This is a genomic window from Delftia sp. WSY_10 (genome assembly GCF_043104705.1).
GTDB classification, from domain to species: domain Bacteria; phylum Pseudomonadota; class Gammaproteobacteria; order Burkholderiales; family Burkholderiaceae_C; genus Comamonas; species Comamonas tsuruhatensis.
On sequence record NZ_JBICKY010000056.1, the window covers coordinates 83,251 to 102,200 of the forward strand.

General features: G+C 67.3%; 16 protein-coding genes. 10 read left to right on the plus strand and 6 right to left on the minus strand.

Features of this window, described 5'->3' with window-relative positions; genetic code table 11:
* The first annotated feature begins 97 nt into the window (after positions 1–97).
* The 3 genes from ACF8ML_RS22975 (at position 98) to ACF8ML_RS22985 (ending at position 2,968) form a co-directional block, all read left to right on the plus strand.
* Positions 98–598: a MarR family winged helix-turn-helix transcriptional regulator gene (locus ACF8ML_RS22975; RefSeq protein WP_016449401.1), complete on the plus strand. Its 501-nt coding sequence runs from the start codon at positions 98–100 to the stop codon at positions 596–598.
* A 100-nt stretch (positions 599–698) separates the two neighbouring features.
* The gene (locus ACF8ML_RS22980; protein WP_012202808.1) at positions 699–1,373 is read left to right on the plus strand and encodes a response regulator transcription factor; all 675 of its coding nucleotides are present in this window, start codon (positions 699–701) and stop codon (positions 1,371–1,373) included.
* 95 nt (positions 1,374–1,468) lie between these two features.
* Positions 1,469–2,968, plus strand: coding sequence for a sensor histidine kinase (locus ACF8ML_RS22985; protein ID WP_016449402.1), 1,500 nt, complete (start codon positions 1,469–1,471; stop codon positions 2,966–2,968).
* Here the strand turns inward: ACF8ML_RS22985 and ACF8ML_RS22990 are convergent.
* Positions 2,952–3,932 carry a LysR substrate-binding domain-containing protein gene (locus tag ACF8ML_RS22990; protein WP_016454232.1) on the minus strand — a complete coding sequence of 327 codons (981 nt, stop codon included), beginning with the start codon at positions 3,930–3,932 and terminating at the stop codon, positions 2,952–2,954. The two genes, ACF8ML_RS22985 and ACF8ML_RS22990, sit on opposite strands and share 17 nt — an antisense overlap.
* Positions 3,933–4,041: 109 nt before the next feature.
* On the opposite strand from ACF8ML_RS22990, the gene ACF8ML_RS22995 reads away from it, so the two are divergent.
* Complete coding sequence (locus ACF8ML_RS22995; protein ID WP_026062916.1) at positions 4,042–5,010, plus strand: tripartite tricarboxylate transporter substrate binding protein; 969 nt, start codon at positions 4,042–4,044, stop codon at positions 5,008–5,010.
* A gap of 175 nt (positions 5,011–5,185) precedes the next feature.
* A complete protein-coding gene (locus ACF8ML_RS23000) occupies positions 5,186–6,118 on the plus strand; it encodes an N-formylglutamate amidohydrolase (protein ID WP_017407048.1) in 933 nt (310 codons plus the stop codon).
* 74 nt (positions 6,119–6,192) lie between these two features.
* Here ACF8ML_RS23000 and ACF8ML_RS23005 read toward each other — a convergent pair whose 3' ends face one another.
* From ACF8ML_RS23005 to ACF8ML_RS23015, 3 genes are read right to left on the minus strand one after another with little or no spacing between them, the layout of a single operon-like run.
* Entirely contained in the window at positions 6,193–6,924 is a 732-nt protein-coding gene (locus ACF8ML_RS23005) for a hypothetical protein (RefSeq protein WP_047218929.1), read from the minus strand.
* Positions 6,925–6,958: 34 nt separating this feature from the next.
* Positions 6,959–7,789 (minus strand): biotin--[acetyl-CoA-carboxylase] ligase, encoded by an 831-nt coding sequence (locus ACF8ML_RS23010; RefSeq protein WP_016449407.1) that lies wholly within the window; start codon positions 7,787–7,789, stop codon positions 6,959–6,961.
* Entirely contained in the window at positions 7,786–8,436 is a 651-nt protein-coding gene (locus tag ACF8ML_RS23015; protein WP_016449408.1) for an SET domain-containing protein, read from the minus strand. Before ACF8ML_RS23015 ends, ACF8ML_RS23010 begins: the two co-directional genes overlap by 4 nt.
* 128 nt (positions 8,437–8,564) lie before the next feature.
* Between ACF8ML_RS23015 and ACF8ML_RS23020 the strand changes: the two genes are divergently transcribed.
* A complete protein-coding gene (locus tag ACF8ML_RS23020) occupies positions 8,565–11,480 on the plus strand; it encodes a DNA topoisomerase III (protein WP_392408109.1) in 2,916 nt (971 codons plus the stop codon).
* Positions 11,481–11,698: 218 nt separating this feature from the next.
* Positions 11,699–12,478, plus strand: coding sequence for a tyrosine-protein phosphatase (locus ACF8ML_RS23025; protein WP_392408111.1), 780 nt, complete (start codon positions 11,699–11,701; stop codon positions 12,476–12,478).
* Between the two features lie 626 nt (positions 12,479–13,104).
* On the opposite strand, the gene ACF8ML_RS23030 is transcribed toward ACF8ML_RS23025, so the two are convergent.
* Complete coding sequence (locus ACF8ML_RS23030) at positions 13,105–15,630, minus strand: penicillin-binding protein 1A (protein ID WP_392408112.1); 2,526 nt, start codon at positions 15,628–15,630, stop codon at positions 13,105–13,107.
* Between the two features lie 163 nt (positions 15,631–15,793).
* Positions 15,794–16,363, minus strand: coding sequence for a bacterioferritin (locus tag ACF8ML_RS23035; RefSeq protein ID WP_016449875.1), 570 nt, complete (start codon positions 16,361–16,363; stop codon positions 15,794–15,796).
* 232 nt (positions 16,364–16,595) lie between these two features.
* Here ACF8ML_RS23035 and ACF8ML_RS23040 point away from each other — a divergent pair, with 232 nt between their 5' ends.
* The 3 genes from ACF8ML_RS23040 to ACF8ML_RS23050 all read left to right on the plus strand — a co-directional run bounded on the left by ACF8ML_RS23040 (position 16,596) and on the right by ACF8ML_RS23050 (position 18,848).
* Positions 16,596–17,102, plus strand: a complete 507-nt coding sequence (locus ACF8ML_RS23040; RefSeq protein ID WP_013804566.1) for a glutathione peroxidase — start codon at positions 16,596–16,598, stop codon at positions 17,100–17,102.
* Positions 17,103–17,211: 109 nt separating this feature from the next.
* Positions 17,212–18,276, plus strand: coding sequence for an asparaginase (locus ACF8ML_RS23045; protein WP_016449874.1), 1,065 nt, complete (start codon positions 17,212–17,214; stop codon positions 18,274–18,276).
* 113 nt (positions 18,277–18,389) lie between these two features.
* Positions 18,390–18,848, plus strand: coding sequence for an RDD family protein (locus ACF8ML_RS23050; RefSeq protein ID WP_392408113.1), 459 nt, complete (start codon positions 18,390–18,392; stop codon positions 18,846–18,848).
* Positions 18,849–18,950: the final 102 nt, after the last annotated feature.

The following is an 18,950-nucleotide window of genomic DNA, read 5'->3' on the forward strand; positions in this document are numbered from 1 at the left end:
GGATGCTTGAACAGTAGTTTATGGGCTTGCTGTCTTGATTTGTTGGTGTTTTTGGTCAGTTTTCCTGACTTGTTGGATTTGCCTCCACAATGCATCCATGAGTGAGCTTTCCCCTGTCACGCCGCCCGCCGACGCCTGGCGCCAGACCCACCTGGGCCGCCTGCTCGGCCATGCCATGCGGCGGTTCGACGCGCGTGTACTGCAGCTCATGGCGCGCGATGTGGAGGTGCCGCTGGCACTGTCCAACCTCGCTGCGCGCGACAAGGTGGGGGCGGCCCATATCCACATCACGCGGCATCTGTCGCTGGCTGGCGACCGGCTGACGGACCTGGCAGAGCGCGCAGGCATGACCAAGCAGTCCATGGGCGACCTGGTGGCCCAGTGCGAGGCCTGGGGCCTGGTCACGCGCGAGAGCGACGAGCGCGATGCGCGCGCGCGCCGCATCCGCTTCACGCCAGCGGGCCTGGCCTGGCTGCAGGCTTTCCATGACGCCGTCTCCCAGGCCGAGGCCGAATTCCGCGAGGAAGTCGGCGACGACATCGCCACCGTGGTGGCGCTGGGGCTGGAGGCCTACGCGGGTGGCGGCTCACTCGGGTAAGGTCCCTGCCCGCACTGCGGGGCGCATCCTAGAATCCTGGGAATTAAAGGCGCGCATTTCCAACTCCCAGAGCGCGCCTGCATTACAGGAGACATCCCCCATGCGCATTCTGATTGCCGAAGACGACCAGGTCCTGGCCGATGGCCTGCTGCGCAGCCTGCGCGGCTCGGGCGCCGTGGTCAGCCATGTGGCCAATGGCAGCGAGGCCGACACCGCGCTGATGACCAGCAGCGAATTCGATTTGCTGATTCTGGACCTGGGCCTGCCCAAGATGCACGGTCTCGAAGTGCTCAAGAAGCTGCGCGGCCGCGGCGATGCGCTGCCGGTGCTCATCCTCACGGCGGCCGACAGCGTGGAGGAGCGCGTGCAGGGGCTGGACTACGGTGCCGACGACTACATGGCCAAGCCGTTTGCGCTGTCCGAGCTGGAGGCGCGCGTGCGCGCCCTCACGCGGCGCGGCATGGGCGGCGCCAGCAGCACCATCAAGCACGGCCCGCTGGTCTACGACCAGGCCGGCCGCGTGGCCACCATCGACGGCAAGATGGTCGAGCTGTCGGCGCGCGAGCTGGGCCTGCTGGAAGTGCTGCTGCAGCGGGCCGGCCGGCTGGTCAGCAAGGACCAGTTGGTCGAGCGCCTGTGCGAGTGGGGCGACGAAGTCAGCAACAACGCCATCGAGGTCTACATCCACCGGCTGCGCAAGAAGATAGAGCGCGGCCCCATCCGCATCGCCACCGTGCGCGGCCTGGGCTACTGCCTTGAGAAGATCGCGTCTTGAGGCCGCTGCCGTGGCTGTCAGGCCCGGGTTGGCTTGCCTGCGCATAGTGGTGGTTGCCGCGGGGCCGTGAACCCGTCGTAAGGGGCTGCCCGCCGATGAAAATCTTCCAGCGTGAACAGCGCTCCCTGTTCGGCGAGATCCTTGACTGGATGCTCACGCCGCTGCTGCTGCTGTGGCCCGTGAGCCTGGCGCTGACCTGGCTGGTGGCCCAGGGCCTGGCCAACAAACCCTTCGACCGCGCGCTGGAATACAACGCCCAGGCGCTGGCCCAGCTGGTGATGGTGCAGCACGGCAAGGTGCTGTTCAACCTGCCGCAGTCGGCCAGCGAGATCCTGCGTGCCGACGAGTCGGACACCGTGTATTTCCAGGTGCTGGGCGTGAAGGGCGAATACCTGGCCGGCGAGCGCGACCTGCCGCCGCCGCCCGAGCCCGACGAGGCTCTGACTGGCGCGGCGCCTCCAGGCTTGCCGTCCGGCGGCACCGTGCAGCTGCGCGATGCGGAATTTCGCGGCATCGATCTGCGCGTGGCCCATGTCTGGGTGCGCATGCCCCTGCCGGGCGAACCGCAGGCCCTGGTTCAGGTGGCCGAGACGCGCGAAAAGCGCAGCGTGCTGGCCACGGAAATCATCAAGGGCGTGATGCTGCCCCAGTTCGTCATCCTGCCGCTGGCCGCCTTGCTGGTGTGGCTGGCGCTGGCGCGCGGCATCAAGCCGCTGCACCGGCTGGAGGAGCGCATCCGCGCGCGCCGGCCCGAGGACCTTTCGCCCATCAACCACAAGGACGTGCCGCTGGAAGTCGTGCCGCTGGTGGATTCGGTCAATGACCTGCTGGGCCGCCTGGGCGACTCGCTGGCCACGCAAAAGCGCTTCCTGGCCGACGCGGCCCACCAGCTCAAGACGCCGCTGGCCGGGCTGCGCATGCAGGCCGAACTGGCCCAGCGCGAAGGCGTGAGTACGGGCGAGCTGCGTCAGTCCCTGGCCCAGATCGCGCGCTCCAGCATCCGTGCCACGCACACCGTCAACCAGTTGCTGGCGCTGGCGCGTGCCGAGAGCGCGGGCCTGGGGCGGGGCCTGGCCATGCAGCCGTGCAACCTGGTGCGCATCGTCACCGACGTGGTGCGCGACTGCCTGCCGCGCGCCATGGACAAGCATGTGGACCTGGGCTATGACGGCGCCGAGTCCTCGGCCGCCGGCGTCTGGCTGCAGGGCAATGCCACGCTGCTGACCGAGCTGGTGCGCAACCTCGTGGACAACGCCATCAACTACACGCCTTCCACCAGCAGCCGGCCGGGCATGGTCACCGTGCGTGTGCTGGCCGATCCTTTTGGTCAGGTCCTGCTGCTGCAGGTGGAGGATTCGGGGCCGGGCGTGCCCGAGGCCGAACGCGAGCTGGTGTTCCAGCCGTTCTACCGCGTGCTGGGCTCGGAGGCCGATGGCTCGGGCCTGGGCCTGCCCATCGTGCTGGAGATTGCGCGCCAGCATGGCGGGCAGGTGGTGCTGGAGGATGCGCATCCGGGCCAGCAGCCACCGGGCGCACGCTTCAGCGTGCGCTTCACGGCACTGCGCTCGCCGCCGCCGCCTAAGCCTGCGGCATAGGTGGCGCCTGACCGGCTGCCGCAGGGGCATCGGGGGCTACAGGGGCCATCGCCACCCGTCCCGGTGTCTGCGCCGCATGGTCCACCAACCAGTTGCGGAAGATGCCCAGCGTGCCATGGTTGGCACGGTCGGCCGGATAGCACAGCCAGTAGCCCAGGGCGCTCTGGTAGCCGTGCTGGGGCAGGGGCTCGTTCACCAGGCCGGCGGCAAGCTCGTCAAGCACCAGGCAGCGTGGCACCAGTGCGATGCCCATGCCCGCCATCACGGCGCGGATGATGGTCTGGAACTGGTCGAACTGCGGGCCCGCCAGCGGGCTGATGCCGTGGATGCCGTGGGCCTCGCTCCAGCGCGCCCAGGCGTCGGCAATGGTCACGTGGCGCAGCCGCGTGCAGCGCGCCACGTCCTGGGGCGTGGTGATGCGCGCCTCGGGGCCCGTGCCATGTGGCGGTGCGATCAGCGCCACCTGGCGGCCCACCAGATAGTGGGCGTGCGCGCCGCTCCAATGCCCGTCCCCGAACAAAATCGCGCAGTCCAGACCCGGACTGTCAAATTGGTAGCTGTGTACGTAGGGTACAAAGTGCAGCGTGATCTGTGGATAGCGCTGCTGAAACTGGGGCAGCCTGGGGATCAGCCACTTGGCCGCGAAAGTCGGCAGCGATGACAGGTGCAGCGCGCCTCGGCTGTCATCGCTGGTGATGAGTTCGAGGGTGGCAGCCTCCAGCTGGCCCAGCAGGGCGCGCACGGCGCGCTCGTAGCGTTCGCCCGCAGGCGTCAGGCTCAAGCGCTTGCGCTCGCGTTCGAACAGCGGCACGCCCACCCACTTCTCCAGCTCTTGGATCTGCTTGCTGACTGCGCTTTGCGTCAAGTGCAAGGCTTCGGCCGCGCGCGAGACACCTCCGAAGCGCACCACGGTGGAGAAGGCGCGCAGCAGATGTATGGGCGGGTTGAGGCGGCGCAAACTCATGACAGGGATATGATGAAACTATTCCTGTTCGGAATATTAACAGGCACAGTATTTGCTTTTTTTGTGAGCAGATTTCTTTTAATCTGACCTTGTTTGTAAGAAAGATCCTATGCAACGACGCCATTTCCTTGCTTCCATCGCCGCTTCTTCTGTCGTTCCTGGAATGTCCTTCGCCCAGGAAACCACCCGTCCCCTGCGCATCGTCGTTCCGTTCCCTGCTGGTGGCTCCACCGACATGGTCCCGCGCAACATGCAGGACGTGCTGCCCAAGTTGCTGGGCGGCCAGGCGGTGGTGATCGAGAACAAGGCCGGCGCCGGCGGCTCCATCGGCATGGCCGAAGTGGCACGTGCCACCGACGGCGTGACCTTCGGCATTGCCACGCTGTCCACCCATGGCGTGAACCCTGCCGTGTTCAAGAAGCTGCCCTATGACGCCATCAACGACTTTGTCGGCGTGACCGAGATCGTCAAGGCGCCCGGCGTGATCGTGATCAACCCCAAGCTGGTGCCTGCCAACAACTTTGCCGAGTTCGTGAAGTACCTGAAGGCCAACCCCGGCAAGGTCAGTTTCGCCACGCCCGGCAACGGCACCATCGGCCACATGTGGGGCGCCCAGTTCATGAAGAGCACGGGCACCGAGATGCAGCACATTCCCTACCGTGGTGCAGGCCCGGCCATCAACGACGTGCTCGGCGGCCAGGTGCCCGTGTACTTCGACCAGGTCGCGTCCTCGCTGCCCCACATCAAGGGCGGCAAGGTCAAGGCCCTGGCCGTATCCTGGCATGAGCGCCTGGACGTGCTGCCCGATGTGCAGACCTACGCCGAAGCCGGCCACGCCGACCTGAACGATCCTTCCTGGTTCGGCCTCGTGGCCCCCAAGAGCACGCCGCCCGAGCAGATCGCCCGCGTGCAAAAGGCCATCGCGGCCGCGCTCAAGGACCCGGCCGTGCAAAAGCGCATGGCTGCCCAGGGCCTGTACATCTCCGGCACCAGCAGCGATGCTTTCACCAAGCAGATCGCCAGCGAAGTGGCCAAGATGAAGAAGATTGCCGCCACGGCCCAGATCCAGCTGGATTAAAGGCTCCCCCTGAGGCGCTTCGCGCCTTCCCCCTCTCTCGCTTCGCGGGAGGGGGACGACGCCCTCGCTGCGGGGCGGCCCTTGCTCGGCGTCCCTGGCCTGGGACGCGCCAGTTTCATGGCGGGCTGGCCGCAGCGCAGCGGTGCAATGCGTAACCGAGATAGACCACTTCCTCATGCATCCCGTCCTGCGACTGATCAGTCAGAACTTCCTGCAATCCCTGCCCGGTGCGGCAGGCTCCGGCGCGGCCGATGCCGCGCAGCCCATGGTGACCAGCGTGGCCGGCACCAGCGCCGTGGTGCTGGACTCGCCGCACAGCGGCACGGTCTACCCGCAGGACTTCGGCTCCTGCCTGCCGCTGGCCACGCTGCGCCAGGCCGAGGACACGCATGTGGAGAAGATCTATGCCTTTGCGCCAGGCATGGGCGTGGGCTGGGTGGAGGCGCATTTCCCGCGCATCTACCTGGATGCCAACCGCGACACCACCGAGATCGACACCACCATGATCGAAGGCGACTGGCCGCTGCCCGTCACCACCGACCAGGTCGTGCTGCAGAAGGTTCGCCTGGGCAAGGGCCTGATCTGGAAGTTCACCGACGAGGGCGTGCCCATCTACGACCGCCAGTTGCCGGCCTCCGAGCTGCTGCAGCGCATCGAGCGCTGCTGGAAGCCCTACCACGCCGCCGTGGAGCGCGCCATTGACGCCGCCCATGCGCGCCATGGCTACAGCATCCACATCAACTGCCATTCCATGCCTTCCATCGCCGCCAGCCATGCCACGCTGCACCCGGGCCTGGTGCATGCCGACTTCGTCATCGGCGACCGCGACGGCAGCACGGCCAGCCCCGCGCTGTCCGAGCGCATCTGCGCCTTCCTGCGCGAGCGCGGCTACAGCGTGGACTACAACCATCCCTACAAGGGCGTGGAGCTGGTGCGCCGCTACGGCAAGCCTGCCGAGCACCGCCACAGCATCCAGATCGAGATCAACCGCAAGCTCTACATGAACGAGCAGACCCTGGAACTGGACCAGGCCGGCTACCTGCGCCTGACCACCGATCTGAAGGTATTGGTCGAGCAGCTCATGGCCACCGACCCGCGCGCGCTCTGACCCGCGGCGGCTGAAATGAAAAAGGCCCGCGATCCTGTGATCGCGGGCCTTTTTGCATAGCGTGCCCAACGGGTTCAGCAGGGTTTGAACGGCTTGCCCTCGAAGGCCTTGCCGCCCATGGCCTCGACCTGGCTGCGCAGTGCGGCCGTGGCCTGGGGCAGGCGCAGGGTGTAGAGCGTGATGTCGGGGCGCTCCTGCACCACGCGGGCCGTGCGCACGCCCTGGCGCGCGAAGTTGGTCAGCTCGCGCGTGGCCGCTTCCTCGGTGGAAAAGCGGCCCAGCGACAGGCCCGGCTCCAGCGCGCCGCCCGCACGGTCGAAATCGATCTTGCGGGCGCGCAGTTCGGCGCGCTTGCGTTCCAGGAATTCGGCGTCGGGGAACTTGCCCATGTAAACCATCCAGCGGCCCGGCTGGTGCGTGCTGCTCAGGTCCCATTGGTCGCTGGCGACCTGGGCGATGAGGCCGCGGCGCAGCGCCTCGGCATGGCGGTCTTCGATGCCCGTGGCCACCAGGCAGCTGGTGGGCTGGCCTGCAGCCTGGGCGGGCCTGGGTGCAGGGGCGGGCTCCTCGCCGCCTGCTGGGGTGGGGGCCGGCGCTGGCGTGGACGGGGCGGCGGCCGGCGAGGGCGTGGTGGATGCGTTGTCCACGCTCAGCAGGCTCAGCGCCTCGGGGCGCACCTGCTGGGCCAGGCGCTCGGGCTCGGTCGTGGACGGGGGGGCCAGGCCCAGGGCCTGGAGCTGGCCGTGGCTCCAGAGGTAGTAGCCGGCATTGGCCAGCACCAGCAGCAGAAAGGCAATTCGCAGCATGTCGTTTCTCGGCGGGCCTAGTGCATCAATCGCTCTAGCCTACAGCAGCCGGCCGCACGCTGATTTCCGAGCTGGTGATGGCCTGCAGGCCGCGCGCCGTGCGCACCAGCAGCGCGCCATCGCGGCCCACGCCTTCGGCCATGCCGCTTTCGCCGTCGCTGAGATTGACGGCGCGCCCGCGCAGCAGGTCGCGCTGGGCAAAGCGGTCCACCAGCGGCGCAAAGCCCTGGGCGGCAAAGGCCTGGATGTCGGACACCAGTCCCGGCAGCACGCAGGCCAGGGCGGTGGGCGCGTCCAGGCGCTCGTCCAGTTCCAGCAGGCTGGCCGGCGGCGTGCGCATGCCGTCGCCGGGGCGGGGGCGCACATTCAGGCCGATGCCCACGACCACGTAGCGCGGCGTGCCGGGCTCATGCGCGGCGCTGCCGACAAAGCTGGCGGTCTCGATCAGGATGCCGCCGAGCTTGCGGTCGCCGTCGATCCACAGGTCGTTGGGCCATTTGAGGCCGATGCGCGGGCGCTGCGAGCCCGGGGCGGGCAATTGCGGCTGCAGGCTTTGCGCCACGCTCAGGCCCACGGCCAGCGACAGGCCGGACCAGTCGGCAGGCGCCAGCGGCATGCCCAGCGAGAAGGTCAGCGAATCGCCCACGCCGCTGGTCCACTGGCGGCCCAGCCGGCCCCGGCCGGCGGTCTGCACTTCGGTCACCAGCAGCACGGGTTCGTTGCGGCCATCGCGGGCGCGTGCCATCAGTTCGGTGTTGGTCGAGCCGATGCTGGGCACGATCTCCACGGAAAAGCCCGGCAGTTGCGGCTCGATGGCCTGCCACAGCGACTCCGCAGGCCAGTGGATGGGGGACGAAGCCATCATGCGCCCGCCTTTGTCGAGGATGTGCCGGATTTCTTCTTCGGCTCTTGGGTGGGTTTGCCCAAAGGCTTTGGCGCTTGGGCCTGCTGTTTTTGGGGCCGCTTTGCCTTTTCAGACTTTTCCGATTTCGGCTTTGCGCCGGCCGGCAACGCATCGCCGGGCATGGGCGGGCGCCAGCCGCGCTTGGGCGCCAGCAGCGTGCCGCGGCAGGTGGCCGCACCGCACCAGCAGGGATACTCGGCCTTCAGCTTCCTGGTGTAGGGTTCGTCGATGATCAGGCCGTAGTCGTAGCTCAGCTCCTCGCCGGCGGCGATGTTGCGCAGTGCGACGATGAAGATGCGGCCATCGCGCTCGTCGGTGTAGCAGTTGGGCGCGCAGCTGTGGTTGATCCAGCGCGAGGAATTGCCGCCGTAGTTGGCATCGATCACGCGGTCTTCGTCGATGTGGAAGTAGAAGGTATGGTTGGGCTGGCTGGGGTCGTGCGGGTGCCTGTCCTGGGCTTCCTGCCAGCTGACGATTTCCCCTACGTACTCGACAAGGACCTCGCCTTCGGCAAGATCCTGCACGGCGAAGACGCCCTTGCCATGGACACCCGAGCGGCGGGTCTGGATACGGCGGCCGCCGGAAGGGGCCAAAGCTGTGCGGGGCATGTTTTCTCTGATAACTTGAATAGGCACACATGCGCGTGCGCGTACACGTACGTACACGCGTGAGCCATGGATTGTAGAAGCGCAGGCATGCGACATGCAGCTCCTGCGGGGAATGACGAGTACACACAATGACAAAGACCCTGGTGATTGCTGAGAAGCCTTCGGTCGCGCAGGACATCGTCCGCGCGTTGACTCCGGTGGCGGGCAAATTCGACAAGCACGATGAATACTTCGAGAGCGAGCACTACGTCGTGACCAGCGCCGTGGGCCACCTGGTGGAAATCCAGGCGCCCGAGGAATTCGACGTCAAGCGCGGCAAATGGAGTTTTGCCAACCTGCCGGTGATTCCGCCGTATTTCGACCTCAAGCCCGTGGACAAGACCAAGAGCCGGCTCAATGCCGTGGTCAAGCTGGCCAAGCGCAAGGACGTCACCGAACTCATCAACGCCTGCGACGCGGGCCGCGAGGGTGAGCTGATCTTCCGCCTGATCGAGCAGTACGCTGCAGGTGCCAAGCCGGACGGCAAGGGCCTGGGCAAGCCGGTCAAGCGTCTGTGGCTGCAGTCCATGACGCCGCAGGCCATCCGCGACGGCTTCCAGAACCTGCGCAGCGACAGCCAGATGCAGGGCCTTGCCAGCGCGGCGCGCAGCCGCTCCGAGGCCGACTGGCTGGTGGGCATCAACGGCACGCGCGCCATGACGGCCTTCAATTCGCGCGACGGCGGCTTCTTCTTGACCACCGTGGGCCGCGTGCAGACGCCCACGCTGTCCCTGGTGGTGGAGCGCGAGGAAAAGATCCGCAAGTTCGTCAGCCGCGACTACTGGGAAGTGCATGCCGCCTTCGACGCGCAGGCCGGCCAGTACCTGGGCAAGTGGTTCGATCCCCAATGGAAGAAGAGCGAGGATGCGGAAGCCCGCGCCGACCGCATCTGGAACCAGCGCGACGCCCAGGCCATCGCCGACGCCGTGCGCGGCAAGCCGGCCCAGGTCACCGAGGAGTCCAAGCCCACGTCCCAGGCCAGCCCGCTGCTGTTCGACCTGACCAGCCTGCAGCGCGAGGCCAACGGCAAGTTCGGCTTCTCGGCCAAGACCACGCTGGCGCTGGCGCAAAGCCTGTACGAGCGCCACAAGGCCCTGACCTACCCGCGTACCGACTCGCGCGCCCTGCCCGAGGACTACGTGCCCGTGGCGCACCAGACCTTCGCCATGCTGGCCGGCAGCGGCATGCGCCACCTGGCGCCCTTTGCCCAGCAGGCGCTGGACGAGAACTATGTGCGCCCGACCAAGCGCATCTTCGACAACAGCAAGGTGTCGGATCACTTTGCCATCATCCCGACCACGCAGGCGCCCAGCGGCCTGTCCGAGGCCGAGCAAAAGCTCTATGACCTCGTCGTGCGCCGCTTCATGGCCGTGTTCTTCCCGAGTGCCGAGCACCAGGTGACCACGCGCATCAGCAAGGTCGAGCAGCACAGCTTCAAGACCGAAGGCAAGATCCTGGTCAAGCCCGGTTGGCTGGCCATCTACGGCAAGGAGGCCGCCAACGAGGTCGAAGGCGGCAAGGACGGCGACAAGGGCCAGCCCCTGGTCGCGGTGCAGCCCGGCGAGCAGCCGCGCGCCGGCCAGGTCGATCCCAAGGGCCTCAAGACCAAGCCGCCCGCGCGCTACTCCGAAGCCACGCTGCTGGGCGCCATGGAAAGCGCGGGCAAGCAGGTGGAGGACGACGAGCTGCGCGAGGCCATGCAGGAAAAGGGCCTGGGCACGCCTGCCACGCGCGCGGCCATCATCGAAGGCCTGCTGACCGAAAAGTACATGCTGCGCGAAGGCCGCGAGCTGATTCCCACGGCCAAGGCCTTCCAGCTCATGACGCTGCTGCGCGGCCTGGGCGTGGAAGAGCTCTCGCGCGCCGACCTCACCGGTGAATGGGAATACAAGCTGGCCCAGATGGAAAAGGGCCAGCTCTCGCGCGATGCCTTCATGCAGCAGATCCAGGCCATGACGGAAAAGCTGGTCAAGAAGGCCAAGGAATACGACCGAGACACCGTGCCCGGCGACTACGCCACCCTGTCCACGCCTTGCCCCAACTGCGGCGGCGTGGTCAAGGAGAACTACCGCCGCTACGGCTGCACGGGCAGCGACGGCCAGGGCGCGGGCTGCGGCTTCTCGTTCACCAAGTCGCCTGCAGGACGCACCTTCGAGACGGCCGAGGCCGAGCAACTGCTGCGCGACCGCCGCCTGGGCCCGCTGGACGGCTTTCGCTCCAAGGCAGGCTGGCCCTTCGTGGCCGAAGTCACCATCGTGCGCGACGAGGAAGGCGGCAACTACAAGCTCGAGTTCGACTTTGGCGACGACGCCGCTTCCGAAGACACGGGCGAGTTGGTGGACTTCGCCAGCCAGCAATCGCTGGGCCCCTGCCCCAAGTGCGGCGCGCCCGTCTTCGAGCACGGCAGCAACTACGTCTGCGCCAAGGCCGTGCCCACGCTGGCCCAGGCCACGCCCAGCTGCGACTTCAAGAGCGGGCAGATCATCCTGCAGCAGCCCATAGAGCGCGAGCAGATGCAAAAGCTGCTGCAGACCGGCAAGACCGACCTGCTGGACAAGTTCGTCTCCAACCGCACGCGGCGCAGCTTCAAGGCCTTCCTGGTCTGGGATGGCGCGGCCGGCAAGGTGAACTTCGAGTTCGAGCAGCGCGGCAGCAAATACCCGCCGCGCAAGACGGCGGCCGCCAAGAGCGCGCCGGCCAAGAAGGCACCTGCCAAGAAGGCCGCGGCCAAGACCACGGCAAAGACCGCCACCAAGACTGCGCGCAAGCCGGCTGCCGGCACGCTGCAGCCCAGCGCGGCCCTGGCCGCCGTCATCGGCGAAGGCACGGTGGCGCGTACCGAAGTGGTCAAGAAGCTGTGGGAATACGTCAAGGCCCAGAACCTGCAGGACCCCAAGGACAAGCGCGTCATCCGCGCCGATGACAAGCTGCGGCCCGTCTTCGGCAAGGACAGCGTGAACATGTTCGAGCTGGCCGGCATCGTGGGCAAGCATCTCACCCCCTGAGGCGCTTACGCGCCTTCCCCCTCTCTACTCGCTCCGCGAGGGAGGGGGACGACACCCTCGGTGCGGGGCGGCGCGGCCGGCTTAGGCCCTTCTTCGGTGTCCCTGGCTTTGGGGCGCGCCAGTTTTGAGGGCAGTGTTTGAGCTCTACACCAGCGGGTCGCCGGCCTGACATGGGGGCAACACATGCTTGGGCTAATCTAGCGGGCATGGATACCGAAATGCTCACCCCGGCAGCGGCTGCCGCCGCTGCTTCCTCCCCGGCGCCCTCGCGCTCCATCCGCCTGGACGGCGCCTCCAACTTCCGAGACCTCGGTGGCTACGCGGGCCTGGATGGCCGGCGCGTGCGCTGGCGCACGCTGTTCCGTGCCGACCACCTGGCCGGCCTCAGCCCAGCGGACCTGGACGTGCTGCAGGGCCTGAAGCTCGCGCGCAGCGCGGACTTCCGGGGCAAGATGGAAAGCGCCCACCTGGCCTACGAATGGCCGGGCATTGCCCGCCATGCGCTCATCGTCGAGCCCACCGTGGTGCAGCGCGCCAGTGCCCTGATCGCCGCAGGCAACGACCTCACGGCCGCCCATGCCGAGGAGCTGATGCAGGACACCTACCGCAGCTTCGTGCACGCCTACGCACCGCGCTTTGCACAGTTGTTCCAGCTGCTGCTGGACAGCCAGGATCCGCTGGTCTTCCACTGCACGGCCGGCAAGGACCGCACGGGCTGGGCTGCCGCCTTGCTGCTCACCGCGCTGGGCGTGGACGAGGACACCGTGATGCAGGACTACCTGCTGACCAACCAGCTCTACCAGCGGCCCGCCACCACCTTCGCCCCCATGCCAGCCGAAGTGATGGATGTGCTGTGGCGCGTGCAGGCCTCCTACCTTGCGGCCGCCACCGACATGGTGCGGGCCGACTTCGGGGGGATGGAAGGGTATCTGCGGGATGCGCTGGGCATCGACAGTGCGGCACGCGAGCGGCTGGCCGCGCTTTACCTCGAAGGGTGATTACCTTCGCTCACGGGGCGGCAGGGTGGCGCGGCTAACATGGGCTGTGCCGGTCGGTTGCGCCGGAGATGAAGGAGATTGCGATGAAGTACGGCATGCGTGGGCTGGCCGCGATGGTGCTGGTGGCCTTGAGTGTGGGGCTGGCTGGTTGCGCGGGCGGGGTGCCTGGGGATGTTTCGGGGAGCCAGGCGTCCAGTGGCAGTGGGGTGACGGTGTTTGGGACTGTGGATGCCAATGTGAGTCATACGCGGACTTCGCGGTGACTTGTTGTCTTGCCTGATCTGGGCTGATCTTCTGGACTGATTTTTGCTGCTTGCCTTTGCGGCGGGCAGGAGCCGGGTTTCGGCCCGGCGGCCGACTCCCTTTCTTATCGCGCGATAAGAAAGGAAGCAAAGAAGCGCGCCCCGAACTGCCCACGACCCTTCGCTTCGCTGCGGGCGACCTGCGTTGTGCGGGATGCGGGGTGCGCCGTGAAACTCGTTGCGCGCTGCGCGCTTCACTCAAACATCACGGCGAGCTAGACAACGAAGCAAGCCTGTCCTTCGGCAGGCTTGCCACCCCGCATCCCGCCCAACGCAGGCGTGGGCAGAAGGGAGAGGCTGGGGAACAGCCAACAGCCAGCCGGGTCAGGGCTGGATCGGCGTGATCACCACGCCGGTGCCTGCGGGGGCGTCTTCGCCGCCGGGCAGGGCGGGTGTGGCGGGGGTGGCTTCCTGCACTGCGCGCTGGTCCGTGGGGCCCAGCGTGCCCTGGGTGAGGGGGATGCTGGGGGCGGGCAGGGCGGGGGTGCTTTCTATGATTTCCTCGCCGGGCGACAGGCCCGGGCCGGGTGGCTCCGTGGGCTCGGGTGCGGGTTCAGGGGTCGGCGCCGGCTCCGGGGTGGCGGGTTGGCCGGGCTGTGCGGGCGGCTGCTGGTCGGGCCACCAGCCCTGCATGCGTTCGCGCAGGCGGCCGACCATGTCGGACCACCAGTGGCTTTGTTCGGGTGGCTCGAAGCGGGCCTTGGCGTCGATGACGGGGCTGCGCAGGGCGCGGGACATGAAGTCTCCCACCATGGGCAGGGCGCTGCGCGAGCCCTGGCCCCAGCGGTCGCTGCGCAGGGTGATGCGCGGGTCGTTGAAGCCGGCCCAGGCGCCGGTGACGATTTCCGGGTGCATAAGGATGAACCAACCGTCGGCATTGCCCTGGGTGGTGCCGGTCTTGCCGGCCACGTCGGCGTGGATGCCGTAGCGCTGGCGCACGGCCACGGCCGTGCCTTTGTCCACCACGGCGCGCAGCATGTCCACCAGGGCGTAGGCGTGGTCTTCGTCCAGCGCGCGCTCGGGCTTGGGCGGGCTGAATTCGGCAATGACTTTGCCCTCGGCGTCCTCGATGCGCGTGACCATCATGGGCGGCAGCCAGCGGCCACCGTGGGCCAGGCTGGCATAGGCGTTGACCATCTCCAGCAGTGACACCGGGCTGCTGCCCAGGGCCAGGGCGGGCACTTCGTCCAGCGGGCTCTGGCGCACACCCAGGGCGCGCGCCAGGCGCGCCACGCGGGCGGGGCCCACGGACTGCATGACTTCGGCGGTGATGGTGTTCTTGGAGTAGGCCAGGGCGTCGCGCAGCGTCATCTCGCGGCCCGTGGGTGGCGTGGCGTCGGTGGGGCGCCAGACTTCGCCGCCGGGCAGCTTGATTTCCACGGGGCCGTCCACGCGCTTGTCGTCGGGGGTGGCGCCCTGCTGCAGCGCGGCGCCATAGACAAAGGGCTTGAAGGTGGATCCGGGCTGTCGCCGTGCCTGCTGCACATGGTCGTAGGCGTCCTGCGTGAAGTCGCGGCTGCCCACCCAGGCCAGCACTTCGGAGGTGGCCGGGTTCAGCGCCACAAAGCCTGCCTGCACGCGCGTCTTGTCCTCGCGCAGCTGCTTCATGAAGGCCTTGTCGGCCAGCAGGGCCTTGAGGGTGTCTTCCTCGCTGTCCTTGTCCGTTGCCTTGTCCTTGCCTTGGCCGTCCGCGCGTTTGCGCGCCGCGCGCCAGGCGGGGGTCTCTCGCACCAGCTGTTGCACCAGCGGATTGGCGGCATTCCAGCCGTCGCGCTGGCTCCAGGCGCCATTGGCCACGCCCTGCAGCGTGCGCGTCTGGCGCGCCACGGCCTGGTTGGCCCAGTTCTGCAGGCGCGAGTCGATGGTGGTGTGCACCACCAGGCCGTCGGTGTAGATGTTGTAGTCGTTGCGGTCGGCCCAGTCGATCAGCCACTTGCGCAGCTGCTGCGCGAAGTGGGGCGCCATGCCCAGGGGCTCTTCCTGGCGCTCGAAATTGATGCGCATGGGGCGCTTCTTGAGCTGGGCAAACTCGGCCTCCTGCAACACGCCGCGCTTGACCATTTGCGACAGCACCGTGTTGCGGCGGTACAGCGCGCGGTCGGGGTTGAGCACGGGGTTGTAGTAGCTCGTGCCCTTGAGCATGCCCACCAGCGTGGCGCTTTCCAGCACCGTCAGCCGCGCGGCCGGCTTGTCGAAATAGGTGCGCGCCGCTATCTCTATGCCGAAGGCGTTGTAGAGAAAGGGCACGGTGTTCAGATAGGTCTCGAGGATCTCGTCCTTGGTGTAGAGCGCCTCGATCTTGAAGGCCGTGATCGCCTCCTTGAGCTTGCGGTTGAGCGTGGGCGCGCGGCCGATCTCGGTCGGGTACAGGTTGCGTGCGAGCTGCTGGGTGAGGGTGGAGCCGCCCTGCGGATCGCCGCGCAGCGTGTGCACCACCGAGCCCAGCGTGCGGCGCCAGTCCATGCCGTGGTGCTCGTAGAAGCGGTGGTCCTCCGTGGCGATCAGCGCCTTGATCACCGAGGGCGACATCTCGTCGAGCTTCACCCACTGCCGGTTGCTGCGCTTGAACTGCGCGAGCTGCTTGCCATCCGCGCTCATGATCTGGGCGGGCTGCTCCAGCTTGGCCTTGCGTATGTCGCGGATGCCGGGCGTGAACGGGATCAGGGCCAGCACATACAGCGCGAACAGCAGCGGCAGCGCAGCGGCGAACAGCAGCCATTCGCGCCGCGTGGGCCAGCGGTGCCACCAGGGCAGGGCCGCCACGCGCTGGCCGATGCGGCTGGCCAGCAGCCTTTGCCAGGCTGCGAGCACAGCGTCGGGCAGCTTCAAGTCATTGAAAGAAAAGCGCATATTGCAAGACGGCCCTGATGACAGGACATCAGGGCCGATAGGGCGGGACCATTCCGCGAAGGCTAGAGAATGCCCAAAAAAGCGGCACCCCGCTCGCGCGGGGTGCCTTGCCTATGGGCCAAGCCCCGGTATTGTCGGGCTGGCGTGTACTGGCGGGAAGTGCTTATTTCTCCAGCCAGTCGGACAGCTCGTCCGCGTGTTCCTGCTCCTGCTCCAGGATGGATTCGATCAGCCGGCGCGTAGTGGGGTCCTTGTCGCCGATCAGGTCGATCATCTGGCTGTAGGCCTCGATGGCCACGCGCTCGGCGATCAGGTTGGTGCGGATCATGGCCTTCAGGTCCGTCTCGCCGTTGTAGTCGGCATGGCTGCGCTGGGTCAGCGTCTGGGGGTTGAAGTCGGGCTCGCCGCCCAGCTGCACGATGCGCTGGGCCAGCTTGTCGGCGTGGGCCATTTCCTCGTTGGCATGGACCAGGAACTCGTCGGCGATGGCCGGCGAGGCCAGACCCACGGCGGTGAAGTGATGGCGCTTGTAGCGCATCACGCACACCAGCTCGGTGGCCAGCGAGTCATTGAGCAGCTTGATGATGTCCTCGCGCCAGGGCCCGAAATGCGGGGTCACGGCGCCATCGTCCAGGCTGCGCTTGGCAGCCTCCAGGGCCTTGGGGTCCAGCGCCAGGTGGCCGTTGCCGGGGTTGGATTTGGCTTGCTTCGTGGGGGTGCTGTTGGTGTTCATACAGGTGGTCTCTTCATCGTGGGACGGAAACTACGGCAGGCATGCGCCTATGCGGCTTGTAAACACCTGCCAGCGAAACGGGACCAGGCGGGCCGCTGTGCCCGCCTGTTGCCTTCCAAGGTAAGTTTTTGGCCGCCTGCTGTCTGTGAGACAAGTCCGCATCCCCATGCCCGGCCAGCGCGCCCCCGGGTGTCCCGGCGCTACCATGGATGCTCCACTTCAGGAGCACCGCATGAATGACACCGCCGCCGCGCCCCGCTCGGCCTACGACTTCGAGGCCACCTCCATCACGGGCCAGGCCGTTCCCCTGTCGGACTACCGTGGCAAGGTGCTGCTCATCGTCAACACCGCCAGCGCCTGCGGCTTCACGCCGCAGTACGCGGGACTGCAGGCGCTGCATGAGCAGTACGGCGAGCGCGGCCTGGTGGTGCTGGGCTTTCCGTGCAACCAGTTCGGTTCCCAGGAAAAGGGCAGCGAATCGGAAATCGCCAGTTTCTGCGACCTGAACTTTGGCGTGCGCTTCCCGCTCATGGGCAAGATCGACGTCAACGGCGCCAACGCCCACCCGCTGTACCGCTGGCTCACGGCCGAGGCGCCGGGCGTGCTCGGCACCAAGGCCATCAAGTGGAACTTCACCAAATTCCTCGTCGGCCGCGACGGCCAGGTCATCCGCCGCTATGCGCCCCAGGATGCGCCGGCCAAGCTGTCCACGGACATCGAGGCCGCGCTGGCGCTTTGATGCACTGACCGCGCCTGTCCATCAGGGTTTCACGCAGGGCCGGCAGCGCGGGCCGGCCGCACGCCATGGTTAGCATGCTCCTTGACATCACAACAAGGAGACAACACCCGTGAAAGCCTTCCGCCGCACCGCCCTCGCCCTGCTCACTGCCTGCACCCTGCCCATGATTGCTACCAGCGCCGCCGCCCAGGACAAGCCCGTGGTCCAGTTCATCGCCACGGGCGGCACCATCGCCATGAAGATCGACCCGGTCAAGAACGCGCCCGTGCCCGCGATCTCGGGCGACGACCTGCTGGCCACCGTGCCCGACGTGGGCAAGTACGCGCGTATCCAGGTCAACAACCTGTCCAACGTGCCCTCCGACTACATGGACCCGGCCCGCTGGGTGCAGCTCACCCAGGCCGTACAGGCCGCGCTGGCCCGCCCTGAGGTGGCTGGCGCCATCGTCTCGCACGGCACGGACACGCTGGAGGAAACCGCCTTCTGGCTGGACCTGACCGTGCAGTCGTCCAAGCCCGTCGTGCTCATCGGCGCGCAGCGCAATGCCTCGGTGTCCGACTTCGACGGCCCGCGCAACCTGCTCAACGCCGTGCGCATCGCCGTGGACCCCAAGGCGCGCGACAAGGGCGCCATGCTGGCCATGAACAACCAGATCAACGCCGCGCGCTACGTTACCAAGACACACACGGCCAACGTGGAGACCTTCCGCTCGGGTGAATTCGGCTTCCTGGGCGAGGTCTACCCGGACCGCGTGAACTTCGCCTCCGCCCCCGCGCGCCGCCAGCACCTGCCCATCCAGGCGCAGACCATGCCCGAGGTGGAAATCTTCCCCATGTACGGCGGCGCCAACGGCCAGGCCGTGCGCCAGGCGGTGGACCGTGGCGTCAAGGGCATCGTCATCGACGCCCTGGGCATGGGCAACATGAACGTCGCCATGCTCGATGCCGCCAAGTACGCCATCGGCAAGAACGTGCCCGTGGTCGTCAGCACGCGCGTGCACAACGGCCGCGTCATGCCCAGCTACGGCTTCGAGGGCGGCGGCAAGACCTCGTTCGAGGCCGGCGCCGTCATGGCCGACGACCTGCGCGCGCCCAAGGCGCGGATCCTGCTGATGCTGGCGCTGCAGTCCGGCGTGACGGGGCAGAAGGACCTGCAGGCGGTATTCGATCGATAGTTCGACCGACAGGCCGCCGCAACGCTGCCGCGCAGGCCCTGGCCTTGCGCGGCATTTCTGGCGGGGCACCGAGGTGGCACACTGGCAGCCCCATATGCCAACCAGGGCGCACCATGCAGGATGACGATCTCGAATACGTGGGCTTCTGGGCCCGCACCGGCGCCGCGCTGATCGACACCGTGATCCTGCTCGTGCTCATGCTTCCGGCCCTGATCTCCATCTATGGCTGGGAATACCTGGAATCCGAAAAACTGCTGCACGGCCCGGCCGATTTCGTCATCTCCTGGGTGCTGCCTGCCATTGCCGTCGTCATCTTCTGGATCAAGAAACAGGCCACGCCGGGCAAGATGATCATCTCCGCCAGGATCGTGGACGCGCAGACCGGCGCGGACATGAGCACACAGCAGGCCGTCATTCGCTACCTGGCCTATTTCGTGTCCATCATCCCGCTGTGCCTGGGGCTGATCTGGGTGGCCTTTGACCCGCGCAAGCAGGGCTGGCACGACAAGATTGCGGGCACCGTGGTGGTCAGGACCAAGCACCGGGGGGTGCAGCCGGTGAAGTTCCACTGATATCCACATCGCACTGCTCCAGCGCGCTGGCCTTTTGTGCCTCGGCCTGCTTCAACGCCTTCTGGCTGTCTGCCAGGTTGCGGGCAAGGCCCGCCCCGTGGC

Excerpts from the sequence above, each read along its gene's own strand:
- ACF8ML_RS22995 (WP_026062916.1), top strand. The coding sequence starts at position 4,042 with ATGCAACGACGCCATTTCCTTGCTTCCATCGCCGCTTCTTCTGTCGTT.
- ACF8ML_RS23040 (WP_013804566.1), top strand. The coding sequence starts at position 16,596 with ATGAATGACACCGCCGCCGCGCCCCGCTCGGCCTACGACTTCGAGGCC.
- ACF8ML_RS23050 (WP_392408113.1), top strand. The coding sequence starts at position 18,390 with ATGCAGGATGACGATCTCGAATACGTGGGCTTCTGGGCCCGCACCGGC.
- ACF8ML_RS23030 (WP_392408112.1), bottom strand. The coding sequence starts at position 15,630 with ATGCGCTTTTCTTTCAATGACTTGAAGCTGCCCGACGCTGTGCTCGCA.
- ACF8ML_RS23010 (WP_016449407.1), bottom strand. The coding sequence starts at position 7,789 with ATGATGGCTTCGTCCCCCATCCACTGGCCTGCGGAGTCGCTGTGGCAG.
- ACF8ML_RS23020 (WP_392408109.1), top strand. The coding sequence starts at position 8,565 with ATGACAAAGACCCTGGTGATTGCTGAGAAGCCTTCGGTCGCGCAGGAC.
- ACF8ML_RS22985 (WP_016449402.1), top strand. The coding sequence starts at position 1,469 with ATGAAAATCTTCCAGCGTGAACAGCGCTCCCTGTTCGGCGAGATCCTT.
- ACF8ML_RS23015 (WP_016449408.1), bottom strand. The coding sequence starts at position 8,436 with ATGCCCCGCACAGCTTTGGCCCCTTCCGGCGGCCGCCGTATCCAGACC.
- ACF8ML_RS23035 (WP_016449875.1), bottom strand. The coding sequence starts at position 16,363 with ATGAACACCAACAGCACCCCCACGAAGCAAGCCAAATCCAACCCCGGC.
- ACF8ML_RS23000 (WP_017407048.1), top strand. The coding sequence starts at position 5,186 with ATGCATCCCGTCCTGCGACTGATCAGTCAGAACTTCCTGCAATCCCTG.
- ACF8ML_RS23005 (WP_047218929.1), bottom strand. The coding sequence starts at position 6,924 with ATGCTGCGAATTGCCTTTCTGCTGCTGGTGCTGGCCAATGCCGGCTAC.
- ACF8ML_RS22980 (WP_012202808.1), top strand. The coding sequence starts at position 699 with ATGCGCATTCTGATTGCCGAAGACGACCAGGTCCTGGCCGATGGCCTG.
- ACF8ML_RS22975 (WP_016449401.1), top strand. The coding sequence starts at position 98 with ATGAGTGAGCTTTCCCCTGTCACGCCGCCCGCCGACGCCTGGCGCCAG.
- ACF8ML_RS22990 (WP_016454232.1), bottom strand. The coding sequence starts at position 3,932 with ATGAGTTTGCGCCGCCTCAACCCGCCCATACATCTGCTGCGCGCCTTC.
- ACF8ML_RS23025 (WP_392408111.1), top strand. The coding sequence starts at position 11,699 with ATGCTCACCCCGGCAGCGGCTGCCGCCGCTGCTTCCTCCCCGGCGCCC.